Origin of the sequence: Sulfitobacter sp. EhC04, from assembly GCF_001650875.1 — a bacterium.
Taxonomy (GTDB): Bacteria; Pseudomonadota; Alphaproteobacteria; order Rhodobacterales; family Rhodobacteraceae; genus Sulfitobacter.
The window spans coordinates 1-20,843 of record NZ_LXYI01000016.1 but is presented as its reverse complement, the minus strand read 5'-3'; the positions used below and the strand labels follow the sequence as shown (position 1 = coordinate 20,843).

Genomic DNA, 20,843 nt, shown 5'->3' with positions numbered 1-20,843 from the left:
ACAAATGAGCCGGTTCAGACATGCGCCACCTCCATTCCATGGGCACCGCCCATCATCATCCCGATCTCATCCACCGTCAGCCCCTGCGCGGGGCGGGGGGGTGACAGGCGGCCTTCGTTCAATGCGGCGAAACGGTCCGAAATTTCCATCAACTCGTCCAGATCCTGGCTGATTGCGATAATGGCCGCGCCGTTCTCTGCCAGATCCAGCAGCGCCTGGCGGATTGCGGCGGCGGCAGAGGCATCGACACCCCAGGTCGGCTGGTTCACCACAAGAAGGTCGGGGCGTTGCAGGACCTCGCGCCCGATCACGAATTTCTGAAGGTTGCCCCCCGACAGGGACCGCGCCGCATTGCCCGGCCCCGGTGTGCGCACGTCGAATGTGCTGATGATCCGTTCGGCAAAGCTTCGCGCGGCGCTCCAGTCCAGCAGGCCGCCCCGGTCCAGATTCTCGCGCGCGGCCCCGGTCAGCATGGCGTTCTCCGTCAGCGACATGTCGGGGGCGGCGGCATGGCCCAGCCGCTCCTCCGGCGCTGTCAGAATGCCCATTGCGCGGCGCGGGGTCGGGCCCAGCACGCTCACGTCCCGGCCGCGAAAGGCGATCATGCCGGGCGCGCTCAGGGTTTCGCCGGACAGGGCTGCCAACAGTTCGTCCTGCCCGTTGCCCGCCACCCCGCCGATGCCCAGCACCTCGCCCGCACGCACCTCGACGCTGATCTCGCGCAGGGGCATGCCAAAGGCGCTGGGTGATTTCGCGGACAATCCGGTCAGCGACAGCACCACGTCGCCGGGTGTCTTGCCTGCGCGCGTGGGTGTCTTCAGCACCGTGCCCACCATCATTTCCGCCATGTCCCGCGCCGATGTCTCGGAGGGGGTGCAATGGCCCACCACCTTGCCCAGCCGCAGGATCGTGGCGCTGTCACAAAGCGCGCGGATCTCCTCCAGCTTGTGCGAAATATACAGGATCGCGGTGCCCTCGGCAGAAAGCTTGCGCAGGGTCTTGAACAGGATCTCGACCTCCTGCGGGGTCAGCACGGAAGTAGGCTCATCCATGATCAGCAGCTTGGGCTCCTGCAACAGACAGCGGATGATTTCGACCCGCTGGCGTTCGCCTGCCGACAGATCCCCCACCACGCGGTCGGGCGAGAGTGGCAGACCGTAGGTATCCGACACCTCGCGGATGCGCTGGCTCAGCGTGCGCAGTTTCGGCGCGTCCTCCATGCCCAGCGCGATATTCTCGGCCACGGTCAGCGCGTCGAACAGGGAAAAATGCTGGAACACCATGCCCACGCCCGCCGCCCGCGCCGCGCGCGGCTCTGCCGGGGCAAAACCCGTGCCATGCATTTGCATCCTGCCCGCGTCAGGCTTCACCAGGCCATAGATCATCTTGACCAGGGTGGATTTGCCAGCGCCGTTTTCGCCCAGCAGCGCATGGACCTCGCCCGGAGCAATGCGCAACGACACATCGTCATTGGCCACGACGCCGGGATAGGCCTTGGTCAGGCCGGACAGCTCCAGCAGGGGTTTTTCGTTCATGCGGTTTCCCCTTCGGGCATCAGGGCAAGAAGCCGGTTTACACAGCCCCTGGCAATGGCATCCGGGGCCTTGCCAAGCGATTTGTCCCCAATGGGACAGGTGATCGGCGCGGGATCAAGCCCCAGTGCGCGCAGTCTCTTGTCGAACCGCGTCCATTTGGTCTCTGATCCGATCAGCCCGCAGGAGGCAAAGCCGCGTTCCAGCAGGGCGGCACACAGTGCAAGGTCGATGTCATGGGAATAGGTAAAGATCAGGTGGTGCGCGTTAACCGGCGCGCGCATGGCAAGGCGCGGCATGTCGGCGGCGATCACGCGGGCGTCCGCGCCCAGGGGGCCGGATGGGAACCGGTCGGCGGCGTCGTCCACCCAGGTGATCTTGAACGCCTGCGGGTGGGCCGCGCGCATCACCGCGCGCCCGACATGGCCCGCGCCCCAGAGCCAGAGGAAAGCCGGGTGCGCAGGCTGTGTTTTCAGCGGGTGGACGTGGAAATGTTCCATGTCGGTGCTGCGCTTGTCACGGGTAAAGAGCAGTTTCACCGATCCACCACAGCATTGGCCCAGACCGGGGCCAAGGGGGAAGCTGCGGGTCAGCTCCGGCGCGTCGTTCGTCAACATCTGGCGGGCAATGCGGATGGCCTGATGTTCCAGCGCGCCGCCGCCGATGGTGCCCGTCGTAGCCTCGGCAGTCACTTTCATTGCGGTGCCCGCGTCGCGGGGGGCGGAACCGCGCGTGGCGGTGATCTCGATATAGATCGCGCCGCTCATGCCCGCGTCCTTTCCACTGCTGCCAGCACCTGTTCCGCCGTCGCCGGGGCCTGCAAATCGCCATAGGCCGGGCCGCAGGCCCCCACCGCGTCCGACAGGGCCATCAGCGCGGATATGCCCAGCATCAGCGGCGGCTCGCCCACCGCCTTGGACCGGTAGACCGTCCGCGCCGGATTGGGCTGATCCCAAAGGGCCACGTTGAACACCTCCGGACGGTCGCCGCAGGCGGGTATCTTGTAGGTCGATGGCGCATGCGTCTTCAGCGCGCCGTGATCGTCCCAGACCAGTTCCTCCGTCGTCAGCCAGCCCGCGCCCTGCACGTAACCGCCCTCGATCTGTCCGATGTCGATGGCGGGGTTCAGCGAGGCACCCGCGTCATGCAGGATGTCGGTGCGCAGAATCCGGTTTTCACCCGTCAGCCTGTCGATCACCACCTCGGTGCAGGCCGCGCCATAGGCGAAATAATAGAACGGCCGCCCCCGGCCCCTGATCCGGTCCCATTCGATATCGGGTGTCTTGTAGAACCCGGTGGCCGACAGGCTGACCCGCGCCTGATAGGCAGAGGCGGCAGCCTCGGCAAAGCTGATCTGCTCCCCGCCCGCGCGCACCTTGCCCCCGGCAAAGCTGATCTCGGTGATCTGGTAGCGTTCCGCCAGATGCGCCCTGATCCGCTCGCGGATCTCGTCGCAGGCGTTCTGCACCGCCATGCCGTTCAGGTCCGACCCGGAGGAGGCCGCCGTGGCCGAGGTGTTCGGCACCTTGCCGGTGTCCGTCGCGGTGATCTTGACCGCCTCCAGCGGCACGCCAAAGCGGCTGGCGGCCACCTGCGCGACCTTCTGGAACAGGCCCTGACCCATCTCGGTGCCGCCATGGTTCAGGTGGATCGAGCCGTCCTGATAGACATGCACCAGCGCCCCCGCCTGATTGAGGTGTGTGAGCGTGAAGGAAATGCCGAATTTCACCGGCGTCAGCGCGATGCCGCGTTTCAGGATCGGCTGATCTGCGTTCCACGCGGCAATCGCGGCGCGCCGGGCGTCATAATCACAGCTTGCCGCCAGCCGGTCGGTCAGCGCGTTGATGACGCAGTCGGTGACAGGCTGGTGATAGGGGGTCGTCTGCACACCCTCGGGCGGGGCCGGGAGCGTTGCGGCAGGCACAGGTTGCGCCCCGCGCGATGTGTTGTCCTCTGCCGGTGAGGCGGTGACGGCTGCGCTGCCTGTCTCGACCTCGGGGGGCGGTGCAACGTGATCGGCATAGTAATTGACCCGCCGCACCGCCAGCGGGTCCAGCCCGCGCGCATGTGCGATGTGGTCCATCACCTTTTCGATCCCGACCATCCCCTGCGGCCCGCCAAAGCCGCGAAAGGCCGTGGCCGACTGCGTGTTGGTCCGTAACCGGTGCGAGGTGATGCGGATGTGGTCCAGGTGATAGGCGTTGTCGGCATGCAGCATCGCGCGGTCCGCCACCGGCAGGCTCAGGTCCATGGCCCAGCCGCAGCGCGCGTATTGGGTGAAGTCCAGCGCCACGATGCGGCCCGCGTCGTCAAAGCCCACGTCATAGTCAATGCGGAAATCATGCCGCTTGCCGGTCACGATCATGTCGTCATCGCGGTCATAGCGCATCTTGCAGGGCCGCCCAGTCTGCCGTGCTGCCAGCGCACAGGCGATGGCCAGTGCGTTGCCCTGGCTTTCCTTGCCGCCGAACCCGCCGCCCATGCGCCGGGTTTCCACGCGCACGGCATGCATCGGCTTGCCGATGGCATGGGCCACCTTGTGCTGGATCTCGGTCGGGTGCTGGGTCGAACTGTGGATCAGCATGTCGCCGTCGTCCTGCGGCAGGGCAAGGGCGGCTTGCCCCTCCAGATAGAAATGCTCCTGCCCGCCGATGTCGATGCTGCCCGACAGACGGTGTGCCGCACTGGGCAGGACCGCTTCCGGTTCGCCCTTTCGATAAATCCGCGGCCCGTCTTCGAAACGGGTGTTGGCGGCAAGGGCTTCCGCGATGCTCAGGACCGGTTTTTCTGCCGCGATGTCGACCTTGCCCAGACGCGCCGCGCGGCGTGCGGCCAGATGCGATGTGGCCACGACCAGAAACAGCGGTTGGCCGACGTAATGCACGGTGCCAGCCGCCAGCAAAGGCTCATCATGGTTGGAGGGGGAGCAATCGGCCTCGAAGGGCAGATCCTCTGCGGTCAGCACCGCGACCACACCGGGGGCCTGCCTGACCGCGTCAAGGTCCATCGTGGTGATGCGCCCTGCTGCGGTCTGGCTCAGCCCAAAGGCCAGGTGCAGGGTATTGCCCGGCACCGGGATGTCATCGACATAGCGCGCGGCGCCGGTCACATGCAGATGTGCGGCGTCATGGGGCAGGGGGCGCGCGATGCTCATGCGCTCACCTTGCTGACATCCGTGGTCTGGCCGGAGAGGTCATGGAAATACCGCAACAGCATGTTCTGCGCCGTCTGCATCCGGTAGCCCGCTGATGCGCGCATGTCGGACAGCGGTTCGAAATCTTCAGCCATAGCCGCCATTGCAGAATGGAAACTGTCAGCAGTGAAAGGCGCGCCCTCCAGCGCGGCCTCGGCTGCATCTGCGCGTTTCGGGGTGCCTGCCATGCCACCAAAGGCGATGCGGGCGCTGGTGATGGTCTGGCCCTGGCGGGTGATGCTGAGACAGCCACAGACGGCCGAAATGTCCTGATCGAAGCGTTTCGAGAGTTTGTAGCAGCGCAGGGTGTCGGGCAGTTTGGGAATGCTGATGGCTTCGACGAATTCGCCCGGTGTGCGGTCCTGCTTGCCATAGGCGATAAAGAAATCCTCCAGCGGCAGGCTGCGGCGCGTGTCGCCGCGACGCAGGTGCAGGGTGGCCCCAAGGGCAATCAGCGCGGGCGGGCCGTCTCCGATGGGCGAACCATTGGCGATGTTGCCGCCGATGGTGGCGGCATTGCGGACCTGCACCGACCCATAGCGTCGCAGCATGGTGCCGAGGCTGGGATGGTGCGGGGCGATATGGGCCTCAAGCGCGGTCAGGCTGGTCATCGCCCCGACGCGCCAGTGATCGCCTGCGTCAGTGATGCCGCGCAGGTCGGCGCAGCGGTTCAGAAAGGCGACCTGACCCAGATCGCGGAATTGTTTGGTGACCCACAGCCCCACGTCGGTGGCCCCGGCAATCAGGGTGGCCTGCGGGTTGGCGGCGTACCAGCGCGCCAGATCATCGGAATGGGTGGGATGCAGGACCCGGGGGGCCAGCCCCCCGGACCCCCCGGTGGTATTTTCGGAACAATGAAAGGACAGGTTTTCAAGATGCACGGGGACCGGTGCTGCGCTGGCCGCTTCTGCCGCGCGGATGATCGGCGCATAGCCGGTGCAGCGGCAGAGGTTGCCCGCCAGTTGGGTGTCGTGGTCCCTGGCCCCGTTGAGATGCGCGCAGACCATGGAGACCACGAAGCCCGGCGTGCAGAAACCGCATTGGCTGCCATGGTGGTCGATCATGGCGCGCTGCACCGGGTGCAGGCTGCCGTCGGGCGCGCGGAGGCCTTCCACGGTGGTGACATGGCAGCCCTGTACCTGCGGCAGGAACAGGATGCAGCCGTTCAGCGCGCGTGATCCGGCCTCGTCGGTGATCATCACGGTACATGCCCCGCAATCGCCCTCGTTGCAGCCCTCCTTGGTGCCGGTCAGGCCGCGCGCCTCGCGCAGCCAGTCAAGCAGCGTGGTGGTGGGGGATACGTCGGTTAGTGACACAGGTTCTCCGTTCAGAAGAAACGTGATGTCCATGCCTGAAACCCGTCGCGTTACGTGTGTGGGGGCCAGATGCGCGCCCCCTCGATGCGACGTAGAAGGGGAGCGGCCCGTTTACTCCGAACAGACTAGGGAGTTTTCCAGGGCTCTGGCAAGCAAAAGCACGCCGCCGCCGCGTGAAAAATCCACGCGGGCGGCGGCGGATGCCCGGGAATGCGGCAAAGGATCAGTCCTTGAGGCCCGCCGCGACAGCTGCGAGTTGATCCGCCGCGATGCCCCAGCCTTCGTGAAAGCCCATGTCGATGTGTTTCTGCCGGTCCTCGGGGGAGGCATGCAGCACGCGGGCGGTATAGCGCGTGCCGGTGTCGATGGCTTCCAGCGAGACAATGGCGGTCATGAACCCGCTGCCGCGGGGGCGATACCCCGGCCCAAGCGCGTCGGTGAAGGAAAACAGCTTGCCGGGATCAGCGGCCAGCACGCAGCCCGGTTCGGCGTCGAAATCCGTGCCTTCGGGGTCCTGCATGACGGTCAGGAAGATGCCGCCGGGGGTTGGATCGACCTCGGCATGGGTAACCCTGTAGGGGGCCGGGCAGAACCATTGCTTGATCAGGTCCGGCTCTGTCCAGCAGCGCCAGACCGCCATCGGGGACGCCGCGATGCTTCGGATCAGTTCAAGGTCGCGTTTCGGATCGTATTCGGTCATTCCATGTCCTTTTCCAACGAGAGGGCCAATGCGTCGAGCCTGTCGAGCCGTTGTTCCCAGACCTGGCGCTGCCAGGCGAGCCAGCCCTGCACCTCCATCAGCGGGGCCGCCTCGATATGGCAGGTGCGCACACGGCCTTTCTTGACCGATCGCACCAGTCCTGCGGTTTCCAGTACCTTGAGGTGCCGCATGAAGGTGGGCAGTGCCATGTCATGCGGCGCTGCCAGTTCGGTGACGGATGCCGGGCCGCCCACCAGCCGCTCCACCACCGCGCGGCGGGTGGCGTCCGAGAGGGTCGAGAAGACAAGATCAAGTCGTTCATTGGCCATGCCGCCAAATATCGGGATGTCAGCGCGGGCGTCAATAGATACTTAGTGATTATGCTAAGTGTTAACTTGGTTTGCGCGACACACCGCCGATTGCCCCCGGCGGGTGGGCTGGATACGGTTGGTGCATGAAACATGCCCCCCGATTCATCCACCTGCGCACCCATTCCGAATATTCGCTGCTGGAAGGCGCGCTGCGGCTGAAGAAGCTGCCGCAGATGTGCCGCGATGCGGGGATGCCCGCGCTGGCGCTGACCGACACCAACAACATGTTCGCCGCGCTTGAATTTTCTGTCGGGATGGCCGGGGCCGGGGTGCAGCCGATCATCGGCTGCCAGGTCGATCTGGCCTATGTCGAGGTCCAGCCGGGGGAACGCCCGCGCGACCCCGCCCCGGTGGTCCTGCTGGCGCAGAGCGAGGCGGGCTATGAAAACCTGATGAAGCTGAACTCCTGCCTTTACATCGACAAGGGCGGTGCGCGGCCCGAGGTGACGCTGGACGAGCTGGAGGCGTTGAGCGGCGACATCATCTGCCTGACCGGCGGGCCGGGTGGCCCGGTGGGGATGCATCTGCAGAACGGCCAGCGCCCGGCGGCAGAGGCGCTGATGGCGCGGCTTGCGGCGGCTTTTGGCGACAGGTTGTACGTGGAGTTGCAGCGCCATCCGGGCGAGGATGGCCAGCCCGAAGCCGAGCGGCTGACAGAACGCGGGTTGATCGAAATGGCCTATGCCATGGACCTGCCGCTGGTCGCCACCAACGACGTCTATTTTCCCAAAACGGAGATGTACGAGGCGCATGACGCGCTGATCTGCATTGCCGAAGGGGCCTACGTGGATCAGCAGGAAGCCCGGCGGCGACTGACCGCTCAGCATTATTTCAAATCCGAAGCGGAGATGGTGACCTTGTTCGCTGACCTGCCGGAGGCGACCCAGAACACGGTTGAGATTGCCCGTCGTTGCGCCTTCATGGCCTATCGGCGCGATCCGATCCTGCCCAGGTTCGCCGATGACGAGGTGGCCGAGCTGCGCCGTCAGGCGCAGGAGGGGCTGCGTGAACGGCTGGCGATCATCCCCCATGCCGCGCCGGTGGAGGATTACGAAAAACGGCTCGAATTCGAGCTTGGGATCATCGAGGGGATGGGCTTTCCCGGCTACTTCCTGATCGTGGCGGATTTCATCAAATGGGCCAAGGATCACGACATTCCGGTGGGGCCGGGGCGCGGCTCTGGCGCGGGCTCGCTTGTGGCATATGCTCTGCTGATTACCGATCTGGACCCGCTGCGCTATTCCCTGCTGTTCGAGCGGTTCCTGAACCCCGAACGGGTGTCCATGCCCGACTTTGACATCGACTTTTGCATGGACCGGCGCGAGGAGGTGATCCAATACGTGCAGGGCAAATACGGGCGCGACAAGGTGGGCCAGATCATCACCTTCGGCGCGCTTTTGTCCAAGGCGGCGGTGCGCGACATAGGGCGGGTGTTGCAGATGCCCTATGGGCAAGTGGACCGGCTGTCCAAGATGATCCCGGTCGAGGGGGTCAAACCCGTCAGCATCGAAAAGGCGCTGGCGGATGAGCCGCGCCTGCGCGAGGAGGCCAAGAACGAGGAAGTCGTCGCGCGGCTGCTGGACTATGGCCAGCAGGTCGAGGGGCTGCTGCGCAATGCCTCCACCCATGCCGCCGGTGTGGTGATCGGGGACAGGCCGCTGGATCATCTGGTGCCGCTGTATCAGGACCCGCGTTCGGACATGCCCGCGACGCAGTTCAACATGAAATGGGTGGAACAGGCCGGGCTGGTGAAGTTCGACTTTCTGGGCCTCAAGACCCTGACCGTGATCCAGAACGCGGTGGACCAGATCAAGGCATCGGGCAGGCACCTGCATCTGGCTGCCGACGGGACGGAGCTGTTCACCCCGCCGGAGGGGGTGCTTGACGACATCTCGACAATCCCGCTGGATGACGAGGCGTCTTACAAACTCTACGCAAGCGCCAAGACGGTGGCGGTGTTCCAGGTGGAATCCAGCGGCATGATGGATGCGCTGAAACGGATGAAGCCCACCTGCATCGAGGACATTGTGGCGCTGGTGGCGCTCTATCGTCCCGGCCCGATGGAGAACATCCCTACCTATTGCGAGGTCAAGAACGGGCTGAAGGAACGCGAATCCGTCCACCCTTCGATTGATTACATCCTAGAGGAAACCCAAGGGATCATCGTCTATCAGGAACAGGTGATGCAGATCGCGCAGGTCATGGCCGGGTATTCGCTTGGCGGTGCGGACCTGCTGCGCCGGGCCATGGGCAAGAAGATCGCCGAAGAAATGGCCAAGGAACGCCCCAAGTTCGAAAAGGGTGCGATGGACAACGGGGTGGACAAGAAAAAGGCCACTGAGGTTTTCGACCTGTTGGAGAAATTCGCCAACTACGGCTTCAACAAATCCCACGCGGCGGCCTATGCCGTGGTCAGCTACCAGACGGCATGGCTCAAGGCGAACCACCCGGTCGAGTTCATGGCCGGTGTCATGAACTGCGATATCCACCTGACCGACAAGCTGGCGGTCTATTTCGAAGAAGTGCGCAAGCGGCTGGAACTGCCCTGGGTGCCGCCCTGCGTGAACCGCTCGGATGCGACCTTCAAGGTGGTGGACGGCGCGCTGGTCTATGCGCTGGGCGCGCTCAAGAATGTCGGTGTGGAGGCGATGAAGCTGATCACCGAAGGACGGCGGGTCGAGGGGCAGGAGCGGCCCTTTGCGACCCTCTTCGATCTGGCGCGGCGGGTGGATCTGAAACGTGTGGGCAAGCGGCCCCTGGAAATGCTGGCGCGGTCGGGGGCCTTCGACCAGTTGGATGCAAACCGGCGGCGGGTGTTCCAGGCGCTGGATGCGCTGGTCAGCTATTCGGCGGCGATCCATGAACAAAAGGCGTCGAGCCAGGTGTCGCTGTTCGGCGAGGCGGGCGATGACCTGCCCGAGCCGCGCATGCTGCCCTGCGACGACTGGCTGCCCGCCGAACGGCTGACAGAGGAATTCAAGGCGGTTGGTTTCTACCTGTCGGGGCATCCGCTGGATGACTACATGACACCGCTCAAACGCAAGTGGGGCAATGACCGGGGCGTGCCGTTCCTGACGCTGGATGAGCTGACCGAAAAGGTGACCGAGCGGGGCGCGATGAACGCGCGGCTGGCGGGTGTGGTGGCCGGGCGGCAGGAACGCAAATCGGCGCGCGGCAACCGCTTTGCCTTTGCCCAGATGTCTGACCCCTCCGGCGGCTACGAAGTCACGCTTTTCTCTGACACGCTGGAGGCGGCGCGCGATCATCTTGAGACAGGCTCAAAAGTTGTGGTCACGGTCGAGGCGACGATGGAAAGCGACCAGTTGAAATTGCTGGGCCGGTCCGTGGCCCCGGTGGACATGGCCGTGGCGGATGCCGGCAGCATCGGCCTGCGGGTCTTTGTCGATGCGGCAGAGGCGGTGGCGGCAGTGGCGCAGGTGCTGGAGGGCGCGCGGTCAGCCGCGCGGGCTGCGGGCAAGGGGCCGATCCAGCTCTGTCTGATGGACCCTTCCCTGCCTGGTGAGGTCGAGGTGGACCTGGGGTTCGAATATCCGGTGACACCCCAGATCAAGGGCGCGATCAGGTCGCTGGGCGGCGTGTTGGAAGTACAGGAAATCTGAGCCGGTTCACGCCTGCCGCCCGGCCATCCCGCCGGCTGAGTGGACGAAGCTGCGCCGCTGGGCTAAAAGACCCCACATCGGGGAGATGTGTCATGTTTCGATCAGCTATTCTTGTCAGCGTCTTGCTGGCGCTGGGGGCCTGCGGCGACCCATTGGCCGGGGTGGATCGCATCTCCGACGTGGAGTTGGCGAATGACGATCCGGCGGCACAGGCCCTGCCGAGCGAGGCGGAAGTCGCGCGCGAAGGGTTCTTTGGCAGCAGTGCCGCCTCGGGTGGTGATGCGGCTGTGATCCCGGCAGAAGAGGCGCAGGCCGCGCAGGAACCCGCTGCGCGCGGCGGGTTCCTGGGCCTGTTCCGGCGCGCCGGAGCGTCGGCGCAGCCGGCGCAGGGCGCTGAGCCCGCAGAAGAGGGGCAGGATGCGGATGTCCAGGTCGCAGCACTCAGCCCCGGGGCCGCGCCACAGCAACGAGAGACTCGGGGGCGGCGCGGCGGGCTGTTCGGGCTTGGCGGCGGGTCAAACCGCGAGACGCCCCGTGACGGCCCCGATGCGCGCGATGTGGCCTATGGCACGGTCCTGCCCTATGGCGTCGTTGCGCGGGTCTGCGAGGCCAGGGGCAAACCGATGGGCCAGAAGATCGAGAGCGCGCCGGCGCGGGGCTATGCGCTGTATGATTCCGCATCCGGTTCGGCGGTTGCGCGGACCTTCTACATCACCGGTTTTGCGGATGGCTGCCCACGTCAGCTGACGGCGGCCAATGTCCTGCTGGGGGCTGCATCGCTTTATGAGCAGTTGCACTATGGACCGGGGGGCGAGAACCTGCCGGTGGGTGCCACGGACCAGGCCTATGAAGGGGTGAAACGCGATGTCTGCGGCGCGCGCAAGGGCAAGCCCTGCGGGTCAAAGATCGACCGGATGGACCGCAATACCTTCTTTGTCAGCGCCTATGACAGTTTCGGAAACTCCAGCCGCTGGACCGAACTGCTGGTGCATGACGGCGCGGTAATTGCCGCTGCGGTCAAGACCAGCGGCTGAGGGACCGGAATTTTCAAAAATTCCGGGCAAAATTCTTTAAAGAATTTTGGCGCTTGAGGCAGGCGTTGTGTTCAGTAGTGCGGTGGGCGTTCGTCGCCCAGCACCACGCCACCGCCCTGGCTGGCTTCCCGTTCGCCCTCGCGTTGCATCAGCATATGCACCCGGCGGTTCAGGGTGGTGATTTCCGCCTCTTGCCGCGCGATGACCTCGGACAGGTCATCGACGATACGGGTCAGGTGGGCGATCTGTTCTTCGAGTTTTTCCATGGCAGCGCTGTAACATGCGGATGGCCCGCTTGGAATGGATGTCGTGCAGGGATATTTTTTCGCCAAAAAGAGCAGCAGGTGTGATGCCGCCGCGTCGCTTGCCCTTGCAAGGGGGCTGGGGTAGAGGCAGGGCGCATAAGCAGCGCTGACAGGAACAGGTATCATGGCCAAGCCCAAGAAGACCCCCCGCCCCAAGGCCGAGACCCCGAAAGGGTTCCGCGACTACTTTGGCGCCGAGGTCACCCATCGGGCCGAGATGCTGCGCAAGATCGCTGCCGTCTATCACCGTTATGGCTTTGACGCGCTGGAAAGCTCCGGGGTCGAGACGGTGGAGGCGCTGGGCAAGTTCCTGCCCGATGTGGACCGCCCCAACGAGGGGGTGTTCGCCTGGCAGGAGGATGCCGAGGGCGACAAGCCTGGCGACTGGCTGGCGCTGCGCTATGATTTGACAGCGCCGCTGGCGCGGGTCTATGCCCAGCACCGCAATGATTTGCCGACCCCCTACCGGCGCTATGCGATGGGCCCGGTCTGGCGCAATGAAAAGCCGGGGCCGGGACGGTTTCGCCAGTTTTATCAATGTGATGCGGATACTGTTGGTGCGCCGTCTGTGGCGGCGGATGCGGAGATCTGCGCGATGCTGGCCGATTGTCTGGAAGAGGTCGGGATTGCGCGCGGGGATTACGTCGTGCGGGTGAACAACCGCAAGGTGTTGAATGGTGTGTTGGAAGTGGCTGGCCTGTCCGGGGATGACAAGGAAGCCGAGCGTGGGATTGTGCTGCGCGCGATTGATAAGCTGGACCGGCTGGGGCCGGAGGGCGTGCGCGCCTTGCTCGGTGAAGGGCGCAAGGACGAGAGCGGGGACTTTACGGGTGGTGCTGGGTTGAGTGACTTGCAGGTTCGCCAAATCATGGGATTCGTTGCTGCTAATAACAAGGCGCAGGAGAGACTATTGCGCGTGAGCGAGAATGGCGATCTTCCTGAAGAATTGAAATCAATGTTCTTTGGTGCATCGACACTGCATGATGCTGATTTAGTCTCCGTGCTGGGTCGCTATGAACCGTGGGCAAAGCTTTGGAACTTTTATGTTCTCGAAGTTCTGTACGAGTTAGTCGATGGTTCTAAAGTCGGGGCTGAAGGTGTCGAGGAACTGCGAGAAATTTCGGAGCTTCTGAAATCACAGGGCTACCACTCAGACCGCATCGTCATCGACCCCTCCGTCGTGCGCGGCCTTGGCTATTACACCGGCCCTGTCTTCGAGGCCGAACTCACCTTCCCCATCCAGGATGAAAAGGGCCGCACCCGCAATTTCGGCTCTGTCGCGGGCGGCGGGCGCTATGACGATCTGGTGAAACGCTTTACCGGGCAGGAAGTGCCCGCCACCGGCGTTTCCATCGGCGTTGACCGGCTGCTGGCCGCACTGGCGATGAAAAACGAAGGCGCGGCGAATGATCCCGGCCCCGTCGTTGTCACCGTGATGGACCGTGACCGTATGGCCGATTATCAGGCGATGGTGGCAGAGTTGCGGCAGGCGGGCATCCGGGCCGAGGTCTATCTGGGCAACCCCAAGAACTTCGGTAATCAGCTCAAATATGCCGACAAGCGGGGCAGCCCTGCCGCCGTGATCGAAGGCGGGGATGAGCATGCGCGCGGCGTGGTGCAGATCAAAGACCTGATCCTGGGCGCAAAGATCGCCGAAAGCGCCACTCATGAGGAATGGAAGGACCGGCCCAGCCAGTACGAGGTGCCGCGCGACCAGCTTGTCGCGAAGGTCCGCGAAATTCTGGACGGCCAGTGATGCCCACACGGTCCGAAACCCTGGTCCGCGCGGCGGGCTTGCGCGCGATGTTCGAGGCGCAGGGTGCCCTGTTGGTCGAACCGCCGATCCTGCAGCCGGCGACAACCTTGCTGGAGCTTTACGGCGAGGACATGCGCGCGCGCGCCTATGTGACCTCCGATGCGCTCAGGGGCGAGCAGATGTTGCGCCCGGATTTCACCGTACCGGTCGTGCAGATGCATATGGCCGAGGGGGCGGAACCCGCGCGCTATACCTATTCGGGTGAGGTGTTTCGCCGCCAGGAAGAAGACCCGGACCGCGCCAATGAATACATTCAGGTCGGCTATGAGGTGTTTGACCGTGCCGACCCGGCGGCGGCGGACGCGGAGGTCTTTGCGCTGATTGCCGAGGCATTGCGCGGCTTGCCCCTGCGCGCCGTGACCGGCGACATTGGCGTGTTGATGGCGGCAGTGCAGGGCTTGCAGACCAGCGCGCGGCGCAGGCAGGCTTTGATGCGGCACATCTGGCGGCCCCGCCGGTTCAGGGCGCTGCTGGACCGGTTTTCCGGGCGCGCGCCGGTGCCGCCCAGCCGGGCTGCGCTGCTGGCAGGGCAGGCCGCGACGGACGCGCCGCTGATCGGCTTGCGCAGCCGCGCGGACATCGAAGAACGTATCGCCGCCCTGCACGAGGATGCGGCAACGCCGCCCTTGTCGGGCCGCGAGGTGGAGCAGATCGAGGCCCTGCTGGACGTGCGCGAGGTCATGCCCCATGCGCTGAGCCAGTTGCACGACCTGGCCGTGGATATGCCCGACATTGCCGCCGCAGTGGCCCGTGTCACCGCGCGCGAGGCGGCGCTGCGGGCGCGGGGCGTGGACACCGACAACCTGATGTTCGAGGCCAGCTATGGCCGGTCGTCGATGGAATACTACGACGGTTTCGTCTTTGGCTTCCGGGCCGAGGCGCGCGCGGATCTGCCGACGATTGCCAGTGGCGGGCGCTATGACGCGCTGACCCGGCGGCTGGGGCAGGGGCGCGAAATTCCGGCGGTGGGCGGTGTGATGCGTCCCGGCCTGATGCTGGAACTGGAGGGCGCGCCATGACGCTCAAGCTTGGGGTGCCGTCCAAGGGGCGGCTGATGGAAAAGACCTTTGACTGGTTCGCGCAGCGCGGGATCATCCTGCAACGCAGCGGGTCAGACCGGGAATATGCCGGGGCGGTCGCGGGGATCGAAGGGGTCAGCCTGATCCTGCTGTCTGCTGGTGAAATCCCCCGCGAACTGGCCGCCGGGCGCATCCACATGGGTGTCACCGGCACCGATCTGGTGCAGGAAAAGCTGGCGCTTTGGGAGCAATTGGTCGAGCCGGTGGAGGAATTGGGGTTTGGTCATGCCGACCTGATCATCGCGGTGCCGAAAGCCTGGATCGACGTGGACACGCTGGACGATCTGGATGCCGCCGCCGCCGCCTTTCGCGCGGCGCATGGGTTCCGGCTGCGGATCGCCACGAAATATCACCGGCTGGTCCGCAACTTCCTGCGCGACAGCGGCGTGGCCGATTATGCGCTGGTCGACAGCCAGGGCGCGACCGAAGGCACGGTGGCCAATGAAACCGCCGAGGCGATTGCCGATATCACATCCAGCGGCGAAACCCTGCGCGCCAACCACCTCAAGATCCTGGGCGATGCGATGGTGTTGCGCTCTCAGGCGACGCTTTGGCGCAGCCGCACCGCGCCGGTGGATGATCGGGTCCGCAAGACGCTGAAAGAACTGGAAGCGCGACTGGGGTAAGGGAGCGGCGGGAACTGCGTCAGCTCTGCGAACCTGCTGCGGCGCGCGCGTTCTCGACCGAAGGCACCCGACCCGGATCACGCCTCTGGACCTGGCTGTTACGCCCTTCAGATCACCCCGATTTCGGCCAGCGCGCGGTTCAGCTCGCTGGGCAGGGCCGTGTCACCTTCCTGTCCCTTGCGCAGGTCCGGCGGCGCATCGGCGGGGTCCAGATAGCGCCAGCCCTGGAACGGGCGGCGCAGCGCCGGTGAGACGCGGATGATTTCGGGGTCCAGCACGATGCCGCAGCGGCGAATGCCGTCATTGCCGATCTTTTCATCGAAGCCCAGGATGCGCTGACGTGCCAGCACTTCGCCCTTGATCACCCAATAGATCGACCCGCCGTTCAGGATTTCGGCCTCGCGCTTGGGCCACATCCGGGTGATGTGGTAATATTTGCCGCCCTTGATCTGCCTGGACCGTTCGCGCTGCCAGTCTTCCAGACCCTCGACGCTTTCGGTCCCGACACTCAGCTTGATCAGGTTCACGTATTTATCCACAGGCTTTTCCCCAGACTCACCCCTGAGCCACGACATAAGGTAGTACATCGGACGGCGCATTCAAAGTGTGGTGGTTTGGCGCAGGATGGGTTATCTTGATCACCTTCCTGATCCAGCCGAAAGATTCGACATGTCCCGATTTGCCGCCCCCATCGCCGAACAGATTTGGGACATGAAGTACCGCTTCAAGGATGCCGATGGCACGCCGCGCGATGTGACGGTGGAGGACACCTGGCTGCGCATCGCCCGCAACCTCGCGCAGGTAGAGAAAAATCCCGAAGAATGGGAAAAGCCGTTCTACGCCGCGCTGGAGGATTTCAAATACCTGCCCGCAGGCCGCATCACCGCTGGGGCGGGCACCGCGCGCCGGGTGACGCTGTTCAACTGCTTTGTCATGGGCACGGTGCCCGACAGCATGGGCGGCATTTTCGACATGCTGAAAGAGGCCGCGCTGACCATGCAGCAGGGCGGCGGCATCGGCTATGACTTCTCGACCATCCGGCCCAGGGGCGCGGATGTCAAAGGCGTGTCTGCGGATGCCTCCGGGCCGCTGTCTTTCATGGATGTCTGGGACGCGATGTGCCGCACCATCATGTCGGCGGGTTCGCGCCGCGGTGCGATGATGGCCACCATGCGCTGCGACCACCCGGATGTTGAGGATTTCATCGCCGCCAAATCCGACCCCGCGCGCCTGCGCATGTTCAACATGTCAGTGCTGATCACCGATGCTTTCATGGATGCGGTCAAGGCTGACGGCCCCTGGGAGCTGACCTTTGACAACAAGGTCTATCGCACCCTGCAGGCCCGCGACCTGTGGAACCGCATCATGCGCGCGACCTATGATTTCGCCGAGCCGGGGGTGATCTTTATCGACCGGATCAACCAGGCCAACAACCTCAGCTATTGCGAGACCATCGCGGCAACGAATCCCTGCGGCGAACAACCCCTGCCGCCCTATGGCGCATGCCTGCTGGGGTCGATCAACCTGGCGCGGCTGGTCAGCAACCCTTTTGAGCCGGACGCCGGTCTGGACCTGGATGCGCTGGGTGAACTGGTGGCGACAGCGGTGCGGATGATGGACAACGTTGTCGATGCCTCCAAGTTCCCGCTGGAGGCACAGGCGCGCGAGGCGCAGGCCAAACGGCGCATCGGCCTGGGCGTCACCGGTCTGGCTGATGCCCTTCTGATGACCGGCCTGCGCTATGGCTCTGACGAGGCCGCGGCACAGACCGAAGAATGGATGAAGCAGATCGCCCGCGCCGCCTATCTCGCCAGTGTCGATCTGGCCAAGGAAAAAGGCCCGTTTCCTCTGTTCGACGCCGAGGCCTACCTCGCCTCGGGCACCATGCAGATGATGGACGAGGACGTGCGCGAGGCGATCCGTACCCACGGCATCCGCAACGCGCTGCTGACCTCCGTCGCGCCCACCGGGACGATCAGCCTGTATGCCGGGAACGTCAGTTCAGGGATCGAACCGGTCTTTGCCTATGCCTACACCCGCAAGGTGCTGCAAAAGGACGGCAGCCGGACCGAGGAAGAGGTTGTCGATTACGCCGTGCAGATGTGGCGCGAGTTGAAGGGCGACGCGGACCTGCCCGATTATTTCGTCAACGCCCAGACACTGGCCCCGCTGGATCACGTCAAGATGCAGGCGGCGGCGCAGAAATGGGTGGACAGCTCGATCTCCAAGACCATCAACTGCCCCGAGGACATCAGCTTTGACGCCTTCAAGGATGTCTACATGGCCGCCTGGGACCAGGGCTGCAAGGGGTGCACGACATACCGGCCCAATGATGTGACGGGCTCTGTTCTGTCAGTCAGCGACACCAAGTCCGAAGACAGCCCCCTGCCGGTCGTGGAGGGCGGCGAGGTTGTCTATATGTCCGAACCGCTCGACCGGCCGAGCGAGCTGGAGGGCAACACCTACAAGGTCAAGTGGCCCGACTCTGAGCACGCGCTTTATATCACCATCAATGACATCGTGCTGAACGGCCATCGCCGCCCCTTCGAGGTGTTCATCAACTCCAAGAACATGGAACATTTCGCCTGGACCGTGGCGCTGACGCGGATGATTTCAGCGGTGTTCCGGCGCGGCGGCGACGTGTCCTTTGTGGTGGAAGAGCTCAAGGCCGTCTTTGACCCGCGCGGCGGGGCCTGGATGAAGGGCAAGTACATCCCTTCGATCCTGGCGGCCATCGGCGGCGTGATCGAACAGCACATGATCGCGACAGGGTTCATCGCGGGCGAGGGGCTGGGCCTGAAAACCGATCCCCAGGCCCGCGTCGTCGGCCTCGACGCCCCCCGTGGCAAGGCCTGCCCGTCCTGCGGGCAGTTCGACATGCGCATGATCGAAGGCTGCATGACCTGCGCCTCCTGCGGCCATTCCAAATGCGGCTAGGCTCTGGACCCATTAATCTTATGTGAATTACACCATCCTGTTTCCGGAAATCACCTTATCTGATTTCCGGAAGCGATGTTGAATGTGCCAATTTGGAAAAAAAGAAGGGCGGCGCTTCAGCGCCGCCCTCATTTTTTAGTTTTAAAAATCAGGAAGTTATTTGAATTTTGCGTCGATCAGCGTTCGTTCGAAGAGGCTCCCGTAGTCCTCGCCGTCCGGTGAAAATGGAGAAATTCCATCCGCCCGTAGGGTTGCCATCATGGCTTGCCAGCTCCGTCCATAAGCTTGCGCCATTGTGCGTGGCGTGTAGAATTTCTTGTGGAACGCATCAGCATCTTCGCGCGTGACATATCGTTGTCGGGTTTTGAGTTTCGGGTTCTCCAGTTCTGTCGCGGGGGTGTGTCCATTCGAGATCAGGCGTTGCATGCGGCGCGGTTGACCGATGCCGACAGCTTTCGAGAAAAGCTCAATGTTTTGGCCCATGGTTGGTTCTGGCGACAAGATTGAGCAGACTTCATCATGATAGACATAAAGGGCGGAGTAGCCATCGTAGTCCGCGTGATTTCCAATCCGAACAATCCGCTTGCTTTGAATGGCGCGAATGATTTCTTCAGGGCCGATTTTAAGGCGCATGGCAGACTTCGCAATATGTTCCCATCCATGCTGTGCGCTCCTGAGTGGAGCTGCTCCCAGAAACACGCTCTCAAGAAAGTCCACACCCTCGGCTGGATCCCAGATGGCTTTTGTACCGACCTCATCCAAGGAGCTGAGCTTGGGCGATAATACCCCGCCTGAAACAAGTAGATCAAACTGGGAACGGGTGGCGCCAATCCCCTCGGCGAAAGCTTTAGCTGTGATAAGCGTAGTTGCGGACCGCAAAGCCTCTTCCGCCTTTTGAGCATCGAAGATTTCCCAGGCGTATGAAAGCCCTGTTTCCGAGATGACACCCTTGGCAATAAGGATCTTTCTTAAACGCCGTTGATCAATACCCGTTGCTTGAGCTGCTGTTCGTACGGAATGTAGTCTCCGTTCTGTTACGGGTTCACCCAACAGCTCGTCACCTACTCCAAGCGGCCACGTTTCACACATGTGGGTCCTGAGGATGTTTCTGAACGTACTGTAATCTGGGTCATCAACATAATCGTAGGCAAGGCGCTCGTACATCTTTGGAAAGATTTTCTTTGGTCCGTCGTGTGGTCCGCCTGGCAGCGTTTGAAGACCCATGAGGGCGTCTTGGATGGCCTTCTCTCCGTTCTTTGCGACTTCAAAGCCCATCTGATAGACGCCCCAGTAATCCTCAGGCTGAACTGACGATGGCGCACTCATCTCATGACGCAATAGAGACGTCCCGAGCATCAGGCAGAAGTTACAGGCGGCGTGCAGGGGAAATTGTTCCAACCAGTTGCCCTCATCGTGCCCCTCCAAGCGATTATCAAGCCAGATGTCGAAGTCGGTTTCATCACGAATTTCTTCATCAAAATGACCAGCAATGATGTTTGGCGCGATTAGGGCAAGATGAGCTGCTGAATCAAACCTCTCTATCAGGTGGCTCTCTTTCCAAAGTGTGACCATAGGATGTTGATGCTTCAGGCAAAGGGTCACATGGGGAACCAGCCAATGGCCTCGCATCGCCATGCTGACAGCAGGATTGTCCTGTCCCTTGAGGTCACCTCGCAGGCAGTGTGGGCACCCGCGCATGGTTGACCCTTGCAGAACTTTGGCCGGGAATGTGTGCCCGCGAAAAAGTCGCCTGCCTTTTGCCGCCGCGGTAGAAGTCGGAGACCATGCCGTAACGTTATTAGAGATCCTGACCTTGAAATCTTCAAGAGCGGCGACCGCTTCCGCTTTCCCGGAAATCAGGGATTGAAACGACGTGTTTTTGTCCATCGAGAATGCAGCAGCGTTCACGTGAAAGTAAGCTGCCGTTCGGGATACGAACGAGGCGATGGTCTCTCTTGTTCTGGCTTGGATAGTAGTAATGGCGTGCCTCTCGGTGCTGTGAGTTCTTATCCAAATATCCACCGGGAAGCAGTTATCAAGCAAAATTCTTGGTTGGAGATCAGGGGGCCAGTTTGAAAGCGGAACAAGCGGAAGTTGATTTCCACCGACACGAACGGCCCAAAGCCGACATACGGTCTTGATCGACAATTCAGCACTGCGGCTCGTCGATCCGGTCATTCATTGAGCGTGGCGATTGCTCAATTGAACTACGCCTCCGATTTCTTTACTTACTAAAGACAGTACCACAGTGAACAGATTGCTTAGTGCTGTTTGGACGTGTCGCGGTTTGATGCCGCTCCTTTGATAGCATTTA

15 protein-coding genes are annotated in these 20,843 nt (G+C 63.1%); 6 read left to right on the top strand and 9 right to left on the bottom strand.

Annotated features, from left to right (window positions below; all coding sequences use genetic code 11):
- Positions 1–14: 14 nt before the first annotated feature.
- The 6 genes from A8B82_RS08025 to A8B82_RS08000 form a co-directional block, all read right to left on the bottom strand.
- The gene (locus tag A8B82_RS08025; protein ID WP_067290587.1) at positions 15–1,535 is read right to left on the bottom strand and encodes an ABC transporter ATP-binding protein; all 1,521 of its coding nucleotides are present in this window, start codon (positions 1,533–1,535) and stop codon (positions 15–17) included.
- Positions 1,532–2,299, bottom strand: coding sequence for a xanthine dehydrogenase accessory protein XdhC (gene xdhC / locus A8B82_RS08020; protein WP_067290585.1), 768 nt, complete (start codon positions 2,297–2,299; stop codon positions 1,532–1,534). Before xdhC ends, A8B82_RS08025 begins: the two co-directional genes overlap by 4 nt.
- Entirely contained in the window at positions 2,296–4,686 is a 2,391-nt protein-coding gene (gene xdhB, locus A8B82_RS08015) for a xanthine dehydrogenase molybdopterin binding subunit (RefSeq protein ID WP_067290582.1), read from the bottom strand. Before xdhB ends, xdhC begins: the two co-directional genes overlap by 4 nt.
- The gene (gene xdhA, locus A8B82_RS08010) at positions 4,683–6,074 is read right to left on the bottom strand and encodes a xanthine dehydrogenase small subunit (protein ID WP_067290579.1); all 1,392 of its coding nucleotides are present in this window, start codon (positions 6,072–6,074) and stop codon (positions 4,683–4,685) included. Before xdhA ends, xdhB begins: the two co-directional genes overlap by 4 nt.
- A 190-nt stretch (positions 6,075–6,264) precedes the next feature.
- Positions 6,265–6,741 carry an SRPBCC family protein gene (locus A8B82_RS08005; protein WP_067290576.1) on the bottom strand — a complete coding sequence of 159 codons (477 nt, stop codon included), beginning with the start codon at positions 6,739–6,741 and terminating at the stop codon, positions 6,265–6,267.
- Complete coding sequence (locus A8B82_RS08000) at positions 6,738–7,070, bottom strand: ArsR/SmtB family transcription factor (RefSeq protein WP_067290574.1); 333 nt, start codon at positions 7,068–7,070, stop codon at positions 6,738–6,740. Before A8B82_RS08000 ends, A8B82_RS08005 begins: the two co-directional genes overlap by 4 nt.
- 125 nt (positions 7,071–7,195) lie before the next feature.
- Here A8B82_RS08000 and dnaE point away from each other — a divergent pair, with 125 nt between their 5' ends.
- Complete coding sequence (gene dnaE, locus A8B82_RS07995) at positions 7,196–10,732, top strand: DNA polymerase III subunit alpha (RefSeq protein ID WP_067290570.1); 3,537 nt, start codon at positions 7,196–7,198, stop codon at positions 10,730–10,732.
- Positions 10,733–10,824: 92 nt separating this feature from the next.
- Positions 10,825–11,766, top strand: a complete 942-nt coding sequence (locus tag A8B82_RS07990; RefSeq protein ID WP_067290567.1) for a hypothetical protein — start codon at positions 10,825–10,827, stop codon at positions 11,764–11,766.
- Positions 11,767–11,837: 71 nt separating this feature from the next.
- Here the strand turns inward: A8B82_RS07990 and A8B82_RS07985 are convergent, their stop codons facing one another.
- The gene (locus A8B82_RS07985; protein WP_067290558.1) at positions 11,838–12,032 is read right to left on the bottom strand and encodes a SlyX family protein; all 195 of its coding nucleotides are present in this window, start codon (positions 12,030–12,032) and stop codon (positions 11,838–11,840) included.
- Between the two features lie 163 nt (positions 12,033–12,195).
- On the opposite strand from A8B82_RS07985, the gene hisS reads away from it, so the two are divergent.
- From hisS to hisG, 3 genes are read left to right on the top strand one after another with little or no spacing between them, the layout of a single operon-like run.
- Positions 12,196–13,827, top strand: coding sequence for a histidine--tRNA ligase (gene hisS, locus A8B82_RS07980; protein WP_067290557.1), 1,632 nt, complete (start codon positions 12,196–12,198; stop codon positions 13,825–13,827).
- Complete coding sequence (locus tag A8B82_RS07975; protein ID WP_067290554.1) at positions 13,827–14,906, top strand: ATP phosphoribosyltransferase regulatory subunit; 1,080 nt, start codon at positions 13,827–13,829, stop codon at positions 14,904–14,906. The genes hisS and A8B82_RS07975 overlap by 1 nt, the downstream gene beginning before the upstream one ends.
- Entirely contained in the window at positions 14,903–15,592 is a 690-nt protein-coding gene (hisG, locus tag A8B82_RS07970) for an ATP phosphoribosyltransferase (RefSeq protein ID WP_067290552.1), read from the top strand. Before A8B82_RS07975 ends, hisG begins: the two co-directional genes overlap by 4 nt.
- Positions 15,593–15,699: 107 nt before the next feature.
- Here the strand turns inward: hisG and A8B82_RS07965 are convergent, their stop codons facing one another.
- Positions 15,700–16,131 (bottom strand): DUF1489 family protein, encoded by a 432-nt coding sequence (locus A8B82_RS07965; RefSeq protein WP_067290549.1) that lies wholly within the window; start codon positions 16,129–16,131, stop codon positions 15,700–15,702.
- Positions 16,132–16,261: 130 nt separating this feature from the next.
- On the opposite strand from A8B82_RS07965, the gene A8B82_RS07960 reads away from it, so the two are divergent.
- Entirely contained in the window at positions 16,262–18,529 is a 2,268-nt protein-coding gene (locus A8B82_RS07960) for an adenosylcobalamin-dependent ribonucleoside-diphosphate reductase (RefSeq protein WP_067290547.1), read from the top strand.
- A gap of 156 nt (positions 18,530–18,685) precedes the next feature.
- Here A8B82_RS07960 and A8B82_RS07955 read toward each other — a convergent pair whose 3' ends face one another.
- Positions 18,686–20,677 (bottom strand): TniQ family protein, encoded by a 1,992-nt coding sequence (locus A8B82_RS07955; protein ID WP_235604641.1) that lies wholly within the window; start codon positions 20,675–20,677, stop codon positions 18,686–18,688.
- Between the last annotated feature and the right edge of the window lie 166 nt (positions 20,678–20,843).